General features: G+C 50.9%; 19 protein-coding genes. 6 read left to right on the forward strand and 13 right to left on the reverse strand.

Going from position 1 to position 16,892, the window contains the following annotated elements; all coding sequences use genetic code 11:
- Positions 1–13: 13 nt before the first annotated feature.
- From PGL02S_RS19475 to PGL02S_RS19500, 6 genes are all read right to left on the reverse strand, one after another.
- Positions 14–676: a cysteine hydrolase family protein gene (locus tag PGL02S_RS19475; RefSeq protein ID WP_006208966.1), complete on the reverse strand. Its 663-nt coding sequence runs from the start codon at positions 674–676 to the stop codon at positions 14–16.
- 49 nt (positions 677–725) lie between these two features.
- Positions 726–1,763 carry an ABC transporter substrate-binding protein gene (locus PGL02S_RS19480; RefSeq protein WP_036644533.1) on the reverse strand — a complete coding sequence of 346 codons (1,038 nt, stop codon included), beginning with the start codon at positions 1,761–1,763 and terminating at the stop codon, positions 726–728.
- A 43-nt stretch (positions 1,764–1,806) separates the two neighbouring features.
- Positions 1,807–2,688: an ABC transporter permease gene (locus tag PGL02S_RS19485; protein WP_006208964.1), complete on the reverse strand. Its 882-nt coding sequence runs from the start codon at positions 2,686–2,688 to the stop codon at positions 1,807–1,809.
- A gap of 30 nt (positions 2,689–2,718) precedes the next feature.
- On the reverse strand, positions 2,719–3,498 hold the full coding sequence (locus PGL02S_RS19490) for an ABC transporter ATP-binding protein (RefSeq protein ID WP_006208963.1): 780 nt from the start codon (positions 3,496–3,498) through the stop codon (positions 2,719–2,721).
- A 150-nt stretch (positions 3,499–3,648) separates the two neighbouring features.
- The gene (locus tag PGL02S_RS19495; protein ID WP_006208962.1) at positions 3,649–4,020 is read right to left on the reverse strand and encodes a Na-translocating system protein MpsC family protein; all 372 of its coding nucleotides are present in this window, start codon (positions 4,018–4,020) and stop codon (positions 3,649–3,651) included.
- A 272-nt stretch (positions 4,021–4,292) separates the two neighbouring features.
- The gene (locus PGL02S_RS19500; protein ID WP_036644536.1) at positions 4,293–5,258 is read right to left on the reverse strand and encodes an acetylxylan esterase; all 966 of its coding nucleotides are present in this window, start codon (positions 5,256–5,258) and stop codon (positions 4,293–4,295) included.
- A 310-nt stretch (positions 5,259–5,568) separates the two neighbouring features.
- On the opposite strand from PGL02S_RS19500, the gene PGL02S_RS19505 reads away from it, so the two are divergent.
- The 3 genes from PGL02S_RS19505 (at position 5,569) to PGL02S_RS19515 (ending at position 7,327) form a co-directional block, all read left to right on the forward strand.
- On the forward strand, positions 5,569–6,405 hold the full coding sequence (locus tag PGL02S_RS19505) for a sugar phosphate isomerase/epimerase family protein (RefSeq protein ID WP_036644538.1): 837 nt from the start codon (positions 5,569–5,571) through the stop codon (positions 6,403–6,405).
- 160 nt (positions 6,406–6,565) lie between these two features.
- Positions 6,566–6,844, forward strand: coding sequence for a hypothetical protein (locus tag PGL02S_RS19510; RefSeq protein WP_006208959.1), 279 nt, complete (start codon positions 6,566–6,568; stop codon positions 6,842–6,844).
- 210 nt (positions 6,845–7,054) lie between these two features.
- The gene (locus PGL02S_RS19515) at positions 7,055–7,327 is read left to right on the forward strand and encodes a hypothetical protein (RefSeq protein ID WP_036644540.1); all 273 of its coding nucleotides are present in this window, start codon (positions 7,055–7,057) and stop codon (positions 7,325–7,327) included.
- Between the two features lie 77 nt (positions 7,328–7,404).
- Here the strand turns inward: PGL02S_RS19515 and PGL02S_RS19520 are convergent, their stop codons facing one another.
- On the reverse strand, positions 7,405–8,028 hold the full coding sequence (locus tag PGL02S_RS19520; protein ID WP_006208957.1) for a GntR family transcriptional regulator: 624 nt from the start codon (positions 8,026–8,028) through the stop codon (positions 7,405–7,407).
- A 216-nt stretch (positions 8,029–8,244) separates the two neighbouring features.
- Here PGL02S_RS19520 and garR point away from each other — a divergent pair, with 216 nt between their 5' ends.
- The 3 genes from garR to PGL02S_RS19535 are packed head-to-tail and all read left to right on the forward strand — an operon-like array spanning position 8,245 to position 11,983.
- The gene (gene garR, locus PGL02S_RS19525; protein ID WP_036644542.1) at positions 8,245–9,138 is read left to right on the forward strand and encodes a 2-hydroxy-3-oxopropionate reductase; all 894 of its coding nucleotides are present in this window, start codon (positions 8,245–8,247) and stop codon (positions 9,136–9,138) included.
- A 30-nt stretch (positions 9,139–9,168) separates the two neighbouring features.
- Entirely contained in the window at positions 9,169–10,512 is a 1,344-nt protein-coding gene (locus PGL02S_RS19530; protein WP_036644544.1) for a GntP family permease, read from the forward strand.
- A gap of 37 nt (positions 10,513–10,549) precedes the next feature.
- The gene (locus PGL02S_RS19535) at positions 10,550–11,983 is read left to right on the forward strand and encodes a four-carbon acid sugar kinase family protein (protein WP_036644548.1); all 1,434 of its coding nucleotides are present in this window, start codon (positions 10,550–10,552) and stop codon (positions 11,981–11,983) included.
- A gap of 121 nt (positions 11,984–12,104) precedes the next feature.
- Here the strand turns inward: PGL02S_RS19535 and sigK are convergent, their stop codons facing one another.
- From sigK to PGL02S_RS19560, 6 genes are all read right to left on the reverse strand, one after another.
- Positions 12,105–12,806 carry an RNA polymerase sporulation sigma factor SigK gene (sigK, locus tag PGL02S_RS19540; protein WP_006208952.1) on the reverse strand — a complete coding sequence of 234 codons (702 nt, stop codon included), beginning with the start codon at positions 12,804–12,806 and terminating at the stop codon, positions 12,105–12,107.
- 199 nt (positions 12,807–13,005) lie between these two features.
- A complete protein-coding gene (locus tag PGL02S_RS19545; RefSeq protein ID WP_036644551.1) occupies positions 13,006–14,067 on the reverse strand; it encodes a dienelactone hydrolase family protein in 1,062 nt (353 codons plus the stop codon).
- Positions 14,030–14,281, reverse strand: coding sequence for a hypothetical protein (locus PGL02S_RS28285; RefSeq protein ID WP_164762879.1), 252 nt, complete (start codon positions 14,279–14,281; stop codon positions 14,030–14,032). Before PGL02S_RS28285 ends, PGL02S_RS19545 begins: the two co-directional genes overlap by 38 nt.
- 71 nt (positions 14,282–14,352) lie before the next feature.
- Complete coding sequence (locus PGL02S_RS19550) at positions 14,353–15,168, reverse strand: alpha/beta hydrolase (RefSeq protein WP_036644553.1); 816 nt, start codon at positions 15,166–15,168, stop codon at positions 14,353–14,355.
- A 60-nt stretch (positions 15,169–15,228) separates the two neighbouring features.
- The gene (locus tag PGL02S_RS19555; RefSeq protein WP_036644556.1) at positions 15,229–15,546 is read right to left on the reverse strand and encodes a cupin domain-containing protein; all 318 of its coding nucleotides are present in this window, start codon (positions 15,544–15,546) and stop codon (positions 15,229–15,231) included.
- Positions 15,547–15,757: 211 nt separating this feature from the next.
- Entirely contained in the window at positions 15,758–16,885 is a 1,128-nt protein-coding gene (locus PGL02S_RS19560) for a prenyltransferase/squalene oxidase repeat-containing protein (protein WP_036644559.1), read from the reverse strand.
- Positions 16,886–16,892 lie beyond the last annotated feature (7 nt).

Raw genomic sequence — 16,892 nt, forward strand, 5'->3', positions numbered from 1 at the left:
GCACTCAGACAACCTAACGCGCGGTCGTCTGAGCCGCCGACATCGGCCTTACTGATTCATCTGGAATCTTATCCATCCAGATATCAATCACATGCTGCACCCCACTAACTTTCCCGAAATACCCTTCAATATTCTCGAGTGTCATATCATGGGCGCTTTGCGAATACGATGCGCAGGCATCCGCTACAAGCACGATATGATAATCCAGCATAAAACCGTCCCTGGCAGTGGATTCCACGCAGACATTGGTGCTGACTCCCGTCATGATTAACGTTTCGATTTTCAACGTTTTCAACACGGAATCCAGCCTTGTATTCACAAAAGCGCTGTACCGGTGTTTATTGACAATGATGTCATCCTGCTCCGGAGCAACCTCATAGAACTCGGCTCCCCAGCTCCCCCTCCGGCAGACATGGGCCGACCGTCCCGATGACCTGGTAGTCCAGGCGTCGGAATCCGTTGCTTTCTCATGGAGTGTCTGAATGAAAATGACGGGCACATGAAACTCCCTGGCGGACTGAAGCAGCTTATGCAGCTTCGGCATCATCTCTCCTACCCCGCTAACATCGCAGCCCGCTCGGGGCAGCGCTCCCTCCGGATGACAATAATCATTCTGCACATCAACCACGATCACCGCCGCTTTGCTCTCAAGCATCAGCTGATTCAAAGATTTCATCGCGACTCTCCCCTTCCGATTGTGTATTTGAAAGAATGAACCCCATCATTTACTTCTTGGCATTGTTCACAAACTGCATGTCCACAAGGGCATCGTAGGTATAATCCCCCTTGAATATCCCCGTTTCGATCATGACATCCATGTCATGTTTCAGCGCGTCTTCCGAGATCAGCCCGTCCAAACTCCATAAATTGTCTTCATAAGCCCGGTCCAGCGCCGCTTGAATCGCATCATCGGAAAGCGTCGGGAATTCGGCCTTCAAATTCTTCTTCGCCAGTTCTTTATCGCTCTGAACAGCTCCAAGCGCTTCGATGATGGCGTCTGTAAAGCTTTGAACGGCTTCTGCATCCTTCTCGATTGTGGACTTCCTCACACTGAGCACCGAATACGAGAAATCACCCAAATCATGAAACTTGTAAAACGGCTCCTCCCACACATTCTTCGATATCCCGTCGCTAATCTGCGGCTCCGCCCCATTGGCGATATCGGCAGCCCCTTGCTGAACCATCGTCACGACCGTGGAGCCGTCTGCCGGCTCAAGCAGCTGCACGTCCTTCTCCGGATCCAGACCAAGCTGAATCAGCAGATAGCGGGTTAACAGATTGGGCGTACCGCCATGGCGCCCGGCATTGATCTTTTTTCCTTGTAAAAAAGCCTTCAGGTCCTCGGGAGAATGGCTGGCGGGTGCGGTGCCTTTCTTAGCCATTAAATACACATTCGCCCGGTTGACAACGTTGACGACAGAGATGATCGGATCGGAATTGTTGTTGTTAGCCAAGGCGTTGGACTCCGTCCCGCCAATGACGCCCCAAGCATCGCCGCTGACCACGGCGGTTACATGCGCACCTCCCGCGGCTTGGATGACCTCGACATCCAGCCCCCTTTTCGCAAAGAAACCTTCGCGCTGGGCCACATATAGAGGAAGATAGCCTGTCGAATGGAGCGGCTCGGCGATCACGATTTTCTTCAGCTTACCCTCGCCGGAGGCGGAGGCGGTGTCATTCTTCTCATTGCCGCAGGCTCCCAGCAGACTTGTGATCATGACAAGTGCGAACAATAGTGAAAGCTTCCTCATTTTACGGTTCATATGAATTCCCCTTTTATATAGAAATAATAAGTTCGATTTCTGTCTATTGTTTGGTCAAGCCCTTGGACAACCATTTCTCTATGACGACTACTCCCCAGTACATCACCATGGACAGCAGCGACAAGACAACTACGCCCACCCACACGAGATTAATATCGAGTATGGTCCCTGCATACATGATCATCCGGCCGACACCCTGGCTTGAAGCGATAAACTCACCCACGATGGCTCCTGCCAGCGCAAGGGCAATGTTAATCCGCAAACTGCTGATAATCCAGGGCATGGACCATGGGACAACGACCTTGGTGAAGACCTGATGCCGTTTGGCGCCCAGGGAATACATCAGCTTTTCCATATCAGGGTCCACGCTCTTTACACCGCTGTATGCGGAAAGCGCAGAAACGACAACCGTCATGGAGAAAGCGAGAGCCACCTTGGAGAAGAATCCAATTCCCAGCAGAATGACGAGTACCGGAGCCAGGGCAAGCTTGGGCATGGCATTCAGAATGATAAGATACGGCTCGCTGATGCCTGCATACGACCTCGACCACCAGAACGATAATCCGAGCAGCGCTCCAAGCAAGGTTCCGAACACAAAGCCGAGGATCGTCGAGCCGGATGTGTACGTAATGTCCCTCAAGAGAGTCCCTTCGGCCATTTGAGTCCAGGTCGTGCCAAGAATGGCGCTGGGACTGCTCCAATAATAGGAATCCAGCAGACCGATCCGGGTGAACACCTCCCATACCAGAAAAATAAATACAGCCACAGCGGCGCGTCCCCAGACGATCCGCCGACTCCTGCGGCGCTCCATCGCCTCTTCATCCAGGATGTACGGTACAACCTCTGGCCGTTTGGATGATCCGGTCACCGACTCCGCCGGTGCCACGGCGTGTACAACAAATGCCTCTTTACGTGCAGTTTCCATCGCTATCCCTCCCTCTTCGATACTTGTCGCTTACGATATTTGCTCTTCTTCATGCCCGGCCGACAATAAATCCATCAGATGATGCTTCAGCTCCATAAATGCAGGAGACGTCATGTCTTCCGTTTTGCGCGGACGTTCCATCGTTACCGTAATTTTGGATTTGATTCGCCCCGGTCTGGAAGAGAACACATAGATATCATCCGACAAATAAATCGCTTCATCGATGTCGTGGGTAACAAACAGAACCGTCTTTCCAAAATCCTCCCAGATCTGCAGCAGCCAATTTTGCATAGTCAGCCGGGTCTGTGCGTCCAATGCGCCGAACGGCTCGTCCAGCAAAATAATATCCCGGTCGTAGAGCAGCGTCCGCAGCAGAGCGGCGCGCTGTTTCATTCCTCCCGACAGCTCCCTCGGATAATGCTTGTCAAAACCCTTCAATCCATACTTCTCCATTAAGGGCAGGGCCCTTTCCACTGCTTCCTTGTAGGGGACGCCTCTAACCTCCATGCCCAGAATGATATTGTCGAGGATCGTGCGCCAAGGCAGGAGCATATCCTTTTGCAGCATGTAACCCACGTAACCGGTTTTGCCCACGATGTCCTTCCCATCAGCCAGCACTCTTCCCGTGGACGGCGGCATCAAGCCGGCAATAATGTTAAACAGGGTTGATTTGCCGCACCCGCTGGGACCAATAATGCTAACAAAGCGCCCTTCCTCAATCGACAGACTCGTCTCCCGCATGGCAGCAATTTCTTCCCCATTTCTGCGGAACCATTTGCTGACACCCGAAATTTCAATTTTGTGAGTCATACCCCTTCCTCCTTCATTCTGATTTCATGATTTTTCAGAAATACCAAACATTTATTTTCAAAAGCGGATGAAAAAAATCGCCAGTCCAGCCCCAATCTATGCACATACGTGCATGCTTGGTACCAAACTGACGATCGGCCCGCTCTCTACTTAGAGTTCCGGCATGTCGTTCAGATATGTTTCTACATCCTTCTCCAAGAATACGATGGTACCGGAGTATTCGGTCTCTGCATCGTAGTCTTTAAGAATGGAGATGATTTTAAATTGAAATTGCGCTTCGAGACAGGTTTTAATCTCCTGTTTGAATACCTGAAATAAAAGATGGTCCAACTGCCGGGTAGAGAGGGGGTAATTCTCATCCAGCAGTTTGAGGACGGGGACTCTACTATTCCTCGATACAATGATGATTTTGTTGCCGACGAAATCGACTTTTTGCTGCTTTACACCCACGTTAAATATTTTCTTATTTATCGCGTTGTAAACCCTCAAAAGATCCTGTTTGAGTTCGCCTGCTGTCGTCATTGTCCAACATCCCTTTGTGTAAATTTTCATTACATTGACCGGGGTAGGTATAGGGTGTTTATCGAGTTTTCTCTGTCCTTGGGTATAATTATAGGCGATTACAGACACTTGTCAATACAATAACGTCAAAAAAGTTACCAAAAATCAATTTTATGTTAAAATATATAACATTAATATGACACAATTTCATTTCTCTACCTTAGCTCTACTCTGTTCTTGTTTCATAGATTGTTAGAGATATCCACTGATTCGGCTAGGCCCTGTGCCCTCTTCTATTCCCCGTTAAAAATCCGCTCCAGGAACAAAACCGCCTCCCGCTTCTGGTATTCATTGACTTCATGGCCCGAGAACGGGTAGTCCCTGATTTCTTTATTCGCCTCTATCCTGTTGTATGCGGCATATATCGTCTCAGGCATGCAAACCGTATCCTTCCAGCCCACGGATACCATGACCGGCGCCTTGATTCTGGGCGCTAAATTCAGCATGTCAAAATGCGCGAGATGCGCCAGAATATGATCCAGCTGCTCCGGGAAACGTTTGATGTACTGGGCGATTTCGGTCAGGGAGCTGACCGAATACAGAATTCCGTAATCCATTCTGCACATATTGGGAATGTCTGCTACGATGGCTGAAACCTTCGCATTCAGAGCCCCTGCGAGCAGCGCCAGACCTCCGCCTTGACTCCCGCCAACCACGGCGATTTTATCCGAGTCCACACCCGGCTGCTGCGACGCTGTTTCAACTGCCCTCACAGCATCCATGGCAATTGCCATGTAATAGGAACGATGCATATCCGTAATCCCCTGTGTCACCCAGCCCTTCACCACGCCGCTGTCCATGGACAGCAGATTTCCCGTCTCCCCGCCCTGTCCCCTGACATCAACTGCAAACACTGCGTAACCGAGCATCACCCAGTGAGCGTACCGTTCGGGAAGTCCCCGATCTCCCGAATAACCCGGGAAGGTCACGATACATGGCATGGTCTTCTTCGTTGAAATACCGCTGGCTGGCGTGATATACCATGCATGGATGGGGGTATCATCATAACCGTGATAGGTAACCTTTGATACTTTCATATGAGGAAATGGCGTATCTTCCGGATGATTGACAATCTGCAGCGGCTTATCGTCGTAGTTCTTGAGCGCCTCCTCCCAAAACCGATTCAGTACCTGCTCGTTCATCGTTGGTTCCGGACGCAGGCTGCCAAGTTCATTCTTGCGAAGCTTAATGGTATCCATCTAGTGTTCAATCCCCTTTTCGCGTGTGAAGTAGAAGTACATGGTTAACATGATTATTCGGCAAGTGACCTGCAATCCCCTTCGATAGAATAGGAAGCAGCCCCGAACAAAAAACGGCAGGTCCTTCGATAAAGCGGTACAAGGAACGGGACGGCTACCCGTTAACCTTTTGTAAAAAATAATAAAAGCTATCATAGATTTATAGAGTCGAACATATCATAATAGAAACTATGAAATAACGAGGGTTGATATAAACGAAGCACTCACCTAACCCCCAAATGACATCTTATAGCGAATGGAGACGATGAATATGCTGCAAGGTTTAACTAGCGCAGGACTCGGAAAACTTGAAAGCGATTTACAGTTTATCGAACTCGCGGCCAAATATGAGTTTCAATGTGTCGATATCGATGCCAAGGGTCTTGCAGACCGTCTTGGAGTAGAAGCGGCAGCCGATCTGCTGCAATCCCATCACTTGGAGATAGGCGCAATCGGTCTCCCCGTTGAATGGAGAGGATCAGACGAACAGTTTCTCAGCGGCCTTGAAAAACTGCCGGCAGCGGCAGCGGCTGCCAAAGCCCTGGGCTGTACGCGCTGCTGTACATATATTCTGCCTGCGACAGATGCGTCCGCAGCACATTTTATGGCGCTCGCCACAACAAGGCTGCGGGCCTGCGCCAGCATTCTCGGAGCTTACGGGATCCGATTGGCGCTGGAATTTGTAGGACCGCATCATCTGCGTACCCAATGGAAGAACCCGTTCATCTGGACCGTCCAAGAGACTCTGGACTGGGTTGATGCAATTGCAGAACCGAATGTCGGGCTTCTGTATGATGCATACCATTGGTATACCAACGAGATGACAACCGCCGATATTCGATCGCTGCGTGCCGAGCAGATTGTCCATGTTCACATTAATGATGCCAAGGACATTCCTGTCCAGGACGTACTCGACAATGATCGGCTCTACCCGGGTGAAGGCGTCATCGATCTGCCGGGCTTCCTTTCGGCCCTGAACGATATCGGTTATACCGGCCCGGTTACGCAAGAAATTCTGACCCCGTCTGCACCAACGGGAACACCGGAAGAGCTGGCAGCCAAATCACGCGAAGCCTTTAATAAAGTATTCGGCGCTGCCGGACTGTAGCGGGATCATGTGATTCGTACGGAATGACCGCAGGATAAGTAACATTATGTATGGCAATGAGCTGTTATCCAAGCTCGCGGTTCAGCCGCTGACGGAATGAATTCTCGTGTTCAGGGTACACTGAAACGGTAGTTTAAGTACCTTTTCGGGAGGCCGCAATATGAACGGGTTTGAGAAGGAAGAACGATCGGAAGCCACCGATCTGTCCACCGTTGAGTCACAGCGCAACGATCTGGCACCGGAGGAATTTCCGGAGGGACCCTATGGTTCCGATCTTCGCAGCGAATCCCTCGGCAAGAGCAGTCCGTGGCGCGCGGATCAACGCCCTCCGAATCGATTCGATTATGAGGATCGCAATCTGCACATGGGCATCAAGCGGGATTATCCCGGTGAAGATGAAACCATTCAAGCAGATCCGGGACAAGAAAAACCAGAGTAGAAACTGTATATACCAACCGTCATTCTGTGGACAAGACGGTTGGTTTTTGTCGTAACAGGGCTTGTATGTCCCGGCCGAAGAGCATAATCGCCTATAAAAATACATAAGATGGCATAAAAACCTCAATCGAACACCATGATGCACTGGCTCATGAGCCTTATCGCAATTTACCGAAGATACAGAGATAAGAAGGAGTGGGGGGAGCTGCTTATGCCAAACCAGAGGAAAAACGAAGAATTCGTTATCTATGTTGTCACTTTATCCCATGTTACACACTACATGTCCATCGAGTTTATCGGTGGATCCTGCGGCTATATCATCGCACAAAGAGCACTTCAATCCGATCTGCTTGGCATGATCGGCAGTATCCTGGCTCCGATTGCGATTCGCCGCGTGCTGCAGTGGCAGCAGCTTAAATCCGGCAATTCTCCGCACCTGAGTCTGCGCTCGCTGTCAGGTGCAAGGGAGCTAAACCCTACATAGATCAAAGCGGCGGCACCTTGGAGAGGTGCCGCCGCTTTATACTTTCCAACTTGTATTTTTGCTACCGGACAAGGTGTTTAAATTGAACTTCTGCTCAAATGCAAGTAAAAATCAAGATCTGCCTGCAGATGAGATTTCATTAAGCGCTCAGCCTCTTCAGCATCATGAGCACGGATTGCATCCACGATCTGCTGATGCTCATCAATGAGGAACGGACGTTTATGATGCACCACTGCTCTGCGAAACAGATAAATAATGGACTGCATTCGATCAATGATAAGAACAAGCTCCGGATTGCGGCTTGACTGCACAATAATATCATGGAACATCTTGTTAGCTTCCATGGTTTCGCTGACGCTCCCGCTGCGGGCCACAGCAATGCATTCCTGCAGCTGTTCCAGCGTCGCTTCATCCATATAAAATGCCGCACAACGAGCAGCAAAACCTTCGAGCAGCATGCGCACCTGAAAAATATGGCGCAAATCCTCGTCAGACGGATTCACCACCCGCTTATTCTTGATGAGACCTTCCTGCTCCAGCTTTCGGATGGACTCACGGACAGGAGTGCGGCTTACACCCAATTCCTCCGCAAGCCGTTCCTCCACCAATTTCATGCCGCCCGGCAATTCGCCGTTCAATATTCTATCCCTGATCAGCTCATAACAATGGAGATACGCCGCTTGGAATCCTTGTTTAGACATTCATTATTCCCATCCTTCGTTTACACATAGAGCATGACTTATACACCGTCCTTAAATTATAGGGGAAAGCATGGTCCATTAAAAGCTTTCTTTCAATTTTTGTATCCACTACATTTACACTTGTATCCAATGATAATATTTTTGTATACAATTTTAAATTTATTGTGTACAATTAGTTCGAATTTTAAATATCGTTATCATCTAGGAGGAACTTACATGAATATTGGATTCATAGGTCTTGGTATCATGGGTAAACCGATGGCCTCAAACTTGTTGAACAAAGGTTACAGCCTTACCGTTTATGATCTGAATACAGAGGCCATCGATCACTTAGCGCAATTGGGGGCAAAAAATGGACAATCACCTAAAGAGGTTGCAATTGAAAGCGATGTCATTATTACGATGCTTCCAAACAACGCCATTGTGAAACATGTCATTCTTGGAGAAGACGGTATCGTTCAAGGCGCTAAAGCCGGGACGGTTGTCATCGACATGAGTTCGATCTCACCGGTTGTTGCCAAGGAGGTCGCAGAGAGCCTGCAAGACCACGGCATAGAAATGCTGGATGCCCCGGTCAGCGGCGGCGAACCCAAAGCAATCGACGGTACACTGTCCGTTATGGCCGGCGGAAATGAAAGCGTTTTTGAGAAAGTTAAGCCAGTGCTCGCTTGCATGGGCAAGGACATTACGTGGGTGGGTCCCAGCGGCAGTGGTGCAACCGCCAAGCTGGCCAATCAGATTATGGTCAATGTCAATATTGCCGCTATGTCAGAGGCGCTTGTGCTTGCTGCCAAAGCTGGCATCGATATCGAAAAAATGTATCACGCTATTCGCGGGGGGCTTGCCGGGAGCGCCGTTCTTGATGCCAAGCTTCCAATGATCATCGAACGAAATTTCAAAGCCGGTGGACGCGTTGATATCAATCTGAAAGATTTGACAAATGTCATGGAGACGGTTGAAGCATTTGATATGTCCCTCCCATTGACCGAGCATGTCCGCCATATTTTTGAAACCTTGAAGGATGAAGGCAAACAGGCAAATGATCATGCGGGCATTGTCCAATACTATGAAAAAGCAGCAAATGTGGAAGTCAAAAAAATGCCGAACTAAAAATAATATCATTGTAAAGGTGGAAAATACATGTTAACAGGACCTATGCTCATCGTAGTATTCCTTATTGCGTTAGCCTTCTTGTTCCTGCTGATTATTAAATGGAAGGTAGAGCCGTTTCTGGCTCTGACCGTCATCGCATTCGGCACCGCGATTGCCATTGGCATCCCGCTCAAGGAAGTGCCGGGCATCGTAACGTCGGGATTTGGAAACACGCTGGTCGGGGTAGGCATTCTAATCGGTCTTGGCGTCATCTTCGGCCAGTTTCTTGGCGCTTCCGGTGCAGTTGAAAAGATTGCCGGCTCGCTTCTGAAAATATTCGGCATTAAAAATTCACCGGCCGGATTGGCCATGTCAGGTACCCTTGTTTCCATACCGGTGTTTTTCGATGCAGCCTTCGTCATCTTAAGCGGACTGCTCAAAAGCTTGGCAACTCGAACAGGCATCTCGATTGTTACATTTGTAACCGCTCTCGGCATCGGTCTCATTACTTCCCATAACATGATTGCGCCAACGCCTGGTCCGATGGTGGTTGCCGAGAATACCGGGGCTGATCTGGGATTGTTTATCTTGTACGGTATCCTGGTGGCAATCCCCGCAACATTAGTGGGCGGTTTTATTTACGGAATGTTTATAGGAAAACGCATCCAAACCACAGAAGAGGTTGTGGTTGCCGAGGAAGCCGAGAACAAAGCTCCGCGCAAAGAAATCAGCACCTCCTTGTCTTTCGGGATGCTGGCACTGCCCATTGTGCTTATTCTGGCTAATACCATCTCCAAAATGCTGTACCCGGGAACAGCCATAGAAACCTTCTTCGGTTTTATCGGCGATAAGAACATTGCACTGTTGATCAGCGTGTTCGCGGCTGTCATTTTCCTGCGTCCTTACATCGCGGAGGATTCGGGCAAGCTTTATTCCGAAGCTATCGCGACCGGCGGTATGATTGTGCTTATTACCGGAGCGGGCGGAGCATTCGGCGCAGTCATTAACCATAGCGGCATTGGCGACTATCTGATCACAACGATGCAAAGCTGGAGCATTCCGGTGTTGATGCTGGCCTTCATATTCTCGCAGATTCTGCGCGCATCGCTGGGCTCCTCAACCGTGGCACTCGTTACGACCTCCAGTATTATGGGGCCGCTCGTTCTCGATCTGGGTGTTTCTCCTATTTTGCTCGGACTGGCCATCTGTGCGGGCGGTATCGGTTTATCGCTTCCGAACGACTCCGGCTTCTGGGTCGTGAACCGCTTCGGCAAGCTGACAGTAACCCAGACGCTGAAGGTATGGACACTCGGCGGTTTCATCGCCGGATTGACAGCACTCGCATCGGTGTATGTATTAAGTTTGTTCAGCGGCATCTTACCAGGACTATAACGGGCACGACTATACAGATAAAGGGTGATGAGAACCTATGAATACGAAAAAGAGAATGGCAGCAGATGTGTTGGATCACCTGCCTCGCATCGATGAAACATGGGTAAGAGCCAAACTTGCGGACGAATTGGACGGATTTGACCGGAAAATCATCGTGCTGGATGATGACCCAACGGGGGTTCAAACGGTACATGGCATTTCGGTATATACCGATTGGACAGTCAACACCATGATCAAGGGATTTGAAGAGGAGCAGTCGATGTTCTTCATCCTGACCAATTCCCGCGGCCTTGTGGCAAGCGACACAAAAGCGGTGCATCGTGATATTGCCCTTCATGCGGAAGAGGCATCTCAAGCGACAAACAAGCCATATGTGATTATCAGCCGAGGTGATTCCACCCTGCGAGGCCATTACCCGCTCGAAACGGAAACACTGAAAGACACGGTGGAGGCACAATCCGGCATCTCGTTTGATGGCGAGGTTATAATCCCCTTTTTCAAGGCAGGCGGACGGTTTACGGTTGATAATGTGCATTATGTATTGTACGGTGAAGAACTGATTCCCGCCGGTGAAACGGAGTTCGCGCGCGACCGTACGTTTGGCTACACCAAATCCGACCTGGGGGAATGGGTCGAAGAGAAAACCAATGGCGTGTATACCGCCGCGAATACAACCTATATTTCACTTCAATCCCTTCGAGCCTTGGAAATCGAGCCCATCGTGGATCAGCTCATGGCAGTTGAGCATTTCAACAAAGTTGTGGTCAACGCAGCCGATGATGTAGATGTCGAAGTATTCACCATTGCACTCATTCAAGCGATTAAAAAAGGGAAACATTTCATGTTCCGAAGCGCGGCTTCCTTCACCAAGGTGATCGGGGGTGTCAGCGACAAACCCTTGCTTACAAAAGAGGAGCTTATCCAAGAATCCTCCACAAGTGGTGGGCTCATCCTGGTAGGATCGCATGTCCAAAAAACGACAGAGCAGCTGGAACAATTGAAAACCGTTGATTCGATTACATTCATCGAATTTGATGTTCACCTGGTCACCGATGCGGCTGCATTCCAGTCGGAAACCGATCGTGTCATCGCTCTAGCCGAGAGTGCTATTGCTTCCGGCAAAACAGTTACGATTTATACCCGGCGCGAGCGGCTGGATCTGGGTGAAGGCAAACAAGAAGAAGAATTGAAGCAATCCATCAAAATTTCCGATGCCGTGACCAGCATCGTGGAGAGACTGCAAGCACGCCCTCGTTATATCATTGCAAAAGGCGGTATAACGTCCAGCGATATCGGCACGAAAGGTCTCCGGGTCAAACGTGCCACGGTAGCCGGACAAATCAAACCTGGCGTGCCGGTATGGATTACCGGAGATGAGAGTTTGTTCCCCGGTATGCCGTATATCATCTTTCCGGGCAATGTGGGAACACGGGATACACTAAAAGAAACAGTCGAACTGCTGGAACGGTAGAACCTGTATTTACGTTCTGCATAAACCAAGCTAAAGCCACCTCCCTAAATGGGAAGTGGCTTTGTTTGCTCTATATGAGAACCATGAACGTTGATCCAAGAAAAACTCCAACGGGCTGCGCCTATCGCTTCTGCTTGTAGAACTCGTGATACAGCTTCATCAGCGCCCTCTTCTCGATGCGTGACACATAGCTGCGTGAAATGCCAAGCTCCTTGGCAATTTCCCGCTGCGTCCGTTCCTCTCCGCCGGCTTCCAGGCCAAAGCGACCAATAACCACTTCCTTCTCGCGATCATCCAGTATATCGAGATTCCTATAGATCTTGCTCTTCTCAATCTTCAGCTGCACCGCATCCACGATATCATCCGCTTCTGTTCCGAGGATATCTATAAGTGTAATTTCGTTCCCTTCTTTGTCCGTTCCTATCGGATCGTGGAGGGATACGTCCTTGCGGGTTTTTTTAAGCGAGCGCAAATGCATCAATATCTCGTTTTCGATACATCGAGCTGCGAATGTGGCCAGCTTTGTGCCCTTGTTGGGCCGGAAGCTTTCAATGGCCTTGATCAGACCGATGGTTCCGATGGATATGAGGTCTTCCAAATCTTCGCCGGTGTTATCGAATTTTTTGACGATGTGTGCGACCAGCCGAAGATTATGCTCAATCAGTTTATTGCGCGACTGAGGATCGCCTTCGGCCATTCGCTGCAGATGTTTAGCTTCCTCCTCCTCAGTCAGAGGCTGAGGAAACGCGTTGTTTTTCACGTACGAAACGAGCAGGGTCAACTCTTTAATAAACAAAGCAATTGCGGTAAACAGTCCAGGCACTTTGGGACACCTCCTGCGAAGTTACAATGCAACCGGCCCTTATCGCGCTCGGTTTCTCGGTCTTCTCATTGTATGTAGGCAGCGGCCCAGAAGTGCCTGTACGGGGGAAAGTGATAAGTAAAAAACACAAGATGCAGACATATAACGGGACATATCATTACGCATTAACCATTTATGGCTTTCATAGTCGCACCAAGCTTTAAAAACGGATCCTAGGCAATGGCGGAGGCATATCAGGGCGGTTCAACTGCTCGAATAACCAATCGTAGGAATGCCTGCCGCTGATTTGATGGGCCCCCGGGAACAGATCGGTTTGCAGGTTCTCCTCAGAGCCTTCGCGCCGGTATATTTCCCTGAGCCGATCAACTGCAGCGTTAAAACCGGCAGCGGGAAATATCGGATCATGCGTTCCAGACTCCAGAAACAAGGGCCTGGGAGCCATCAGCCCCAGCCATTCGGGCAGCTCGGCATGATTCAGAATACCGGGGATGTAATTGCACACGCAGTGGCGGATTTCCATGATACTGTCCTTGAAGGTGTTAGGATACCCAGCCAGCACAGCGGCCCGGATTCGTTCATCCAGCGCCGCGCACAGGAACGAGATCAGCCCGCCGCCCGAAAAACCCATAATGCCGATTCTGCCTGGCTGAACCTCGGAGCGCTCGGCCAGATGGCCCACTGCCCCAAGTGTCTCGGCCACGCGCAGACCGGCAACCGTCTTGCCGTACATCATCAGCTGGGTAGACAACCGATGGCAGGAGTTCGCGGTATCCGGGTTCCGTGCGAGATCCGCCGCAAGGCGACGTTCACCGAAACCGGCTACATCCGGGGCAATTACCACCATGCCCCGCCGCGCCAGTTCAACCGCGAAATGCCGATGGATGCCTGGTTGATCGGTATCAGTTGATCCGTCCTCCCTCAGCCCCACAATCTCCCTGCTTCCATAGCCATGGCCATGAACGGCAACGACGGCAGGCATCGGCTTCCCCTGATTGCCTTCCGGAATCAATACATAGGCAGCATAGGATACGCCGGGTACAGCGGACAGCTCCACCCTTTCGCGAATGTAGCCTTCACACGGCACTCGTTCAAGCATTACAGGCTTGTGGTTTACATTGATTTCGAACTCGCCGATCAATTGCCAAAGCACTTGCTTCAAATGCCGCTTCCTCTCTGATGGACTCATGGAAACCTGCCTGTCTTTCGCTTCTCTCATTGCTTCGTTATACATGTGCTCCAGTAAAGTATCTGCTTCCCGCATCCCGAACCCACCTCCTTCGATTTACTCGCTGTTTCACACCAGGCGTTCCCTTGCTTAGATTCATGGATGTCCCCGGCAGGTCGGAGGCATCAAGGCACCATAGTGCCAGGCTGACCACGACCACGCTCATCTGCTTCGCCATCTCTTGCGTTCTGTTCCTCCGCCAGGAGATCAGAGTCCGATCCTGATCTTTCGGCCATACGAACAAGCTCATCTGAAGGATGCATCAGATGAGCTTGTTTGTTTGGTCATCCAAAGTGTTCTCAAGGTCATGCCCTTCCGGCCTTATCTTCCTTGCTCTTGCATCACGACTTGCGACAAAAATCCGATTTTCCGAAGCCAGCCCTCGCACAGGCCCGTCCACTGCCCGACACTGACGTCCGCTTCGGCCAGCCCAAGTCCATGGCGCCCCTCCGGGAAGACATGAAGCTCAAACGGGATGCGCTGCTCACTTAGTGCCCTGGCATACATCAGGCTGTTCTCGACCGGAACCGCCCCATCATCAGCCGTATGCCACAGAAAGGCAGGCGGGGTCTCCGGTTTAACCGCCCACTCCAGGGACAGCGCCTGCCTCTTGTCCTCCGAAGGCTCCTCACCCAGCAGATTGAACATGGAGCCCTCATGGTAGTGATCTTTAAACGATATAACCGGGTAACACAGAATCGAAGCGTTCGGCCGTGAGCTATGCCGCTCCACAGCATCTGCCGACTCCGGGTTCCCTTCATCGAAATAAGTGCTGGCAGTAGCCGCGAGATGTCCGCCGGCAGAGAAGCCCAGGATCCCGATGCGGTCCGGATCGATGTTCCATTCCTCAGCATGATGTCTTACCAGACGGATCGCTCGCTGAGCATCCAGCAGCGGATGGGGATAGCGGTAAGGGGCCACGCGGTAATGAACCACAAAGGCCGATAAGCCAATCGAATTCAGCCACATGGCAACCGGACCGCCCTCGTGGTCTGCACGTCCTCCATAACCACCGCCCGGCAGCACAAGCACGGCTCCGCGAGGCGAATCATTTTCCAAAATATAAGGTTTCATGTACGGTGCGAATTTCTCTTCCACCGACTCATATCCGGGAATATCCTCTTCCCAAAGCTTCATTATACCCATTCCTTCCTGCTCCCTTGTCAATAGATTCACTTCCCTCCGTTCGCACCTTCCTCAAGTGCCAAGCAAATCCAGTCTGAGCGGTGTAAACGTATCCAGAAGAGCGGATGGCTCAAGGGCTTTCACCCCGTGCTCTGCTCCGCCGGGAATGACGATGGTGTCTCCCTGACGAACAAGGGTCTTCTCTCCGTTGATCTTAAATTCAATGACACCCTTCAAACAGTAACTCATCTGCTCATGAGGATGGGAGTGCAGTGCCCCTTCCGCCCCTTCTTCAAAATGAACCTCCATCATCATCAGCCCGATTCCCGGTTGAAACACCTTTCTTGTAACCCCGGGCTCCGCTTGCTCCCAAACTCCAATGGCCGCCATGTTCCTCCTCCTCTGCTAATCCATAGTCCATAATCCATGTCTTAACTCTAAGCGATTTCTGCCTTCCGCAAGGAACAACAAGAAGAGCAACTGATGTCGATGTCCCCGCACATCCCCGCTCTTCATGAAAAGGCGTCACTCTTGCGGCTTCCTTAATGCCCCTGCCTACTTCTTCGCCGCAGGTCCCGCGAATCCCTATATGAATATCAGATTATTCACCGATCCTTTTCGCATCTGCCCAATGAGGCAGCAGCTCGGATTCCGCATAAGGCAGATGCCGTTCCGCCAGTCTTCCAAGCTCGCGCAGGGAATAACGAATGAGAATGGCCTGCGTTCCCGCATTCATGTCCCCTTCCACCTCACCCATACCTAACGGAACAGCCGCGGGCATGTCGGGATAATACTCTCCCGGCTTTACCTGCGCCACATTCGGTGCTGGCGGGGAGTGATCGATCTCTCTGGAGAATCCTCCATCCTCACGCTTAAGCTGTGCCATGTTGTGCAGGGTAATCTCGGTGATCTCGGCCAATGCCTGCATTGGCAGTTCCATTCTCATCGATGACAGCAGACTGATCGGATTCCGGATATAACACATATCCACTGCCCTCTCATTTCGCAGGGCATGCCGCAATGAGCGGTATATCTCTGTCGTCCGCGGCAGCGGAACATGGAATCGGTTATAGAAGGTCAGCAGCTTAAAGGTCCCTGAAATCTGGACATAGGGGGCGCCTTCTCCCCACAACCCGGTCTCCGGATCCTGCATGCTGGCGAAATAAGACAGCGCTTCTCTTAAAAAGGGCTGCCGCTGCTCCGCTGTCATCTGCATCAGATGCGGAGCGGAATTACACAATCTGTCGCAGCCGCGCCAGCTGTTTGCCAGACTGACCGAGCGGAGCCATTCGGCATAAACCTCCGGTGAATCGCAGTATTCCGGCGCCATATTGCGATGGCCCGGCAGCGGATGCAAGGGAGCTGCTCCCAGCTTGTGAAGAGCCCCCAGACTATAACCAAGTGCACGGCCGACCATCACATCGTCCCTTCTCATCCGGGGATCGGCATCATAGAAAAAACCCGTTACCGGGTCTTGCTTCGCTTGAAAAAAACGGACGATGCGATCTCTCCTCTCTGCGCTCAGCAAGCTGCCCGCTCCACAGCACTCGATGATATTCAGCGCTTGGGCCGTCGATTCGATATCGGGCGTAAACGCCTCTCCTCCCCTGGAGCTGCGGGCATAATAGAAGCCGCCGCTCACTTCATCATACTGAAGCGCAAGCCACTCGAAGAAACCTTCAAACAGCCCGTCACCACGTGCAACAAGGTCTTCTAAATAGGATTTCATTTCAAGC

It is taken from the genome of Paenibacillus glucanolyticus NBRC 15330 (assembly GCF_004000885.1).
Classification (GTDB): Bacteria; Bacillota; Bacilli; order Paenibacillales; family Paenibacillaceae; genus Paenibacillus_AQ; species Paenibacillus_AQ glucanolyticus.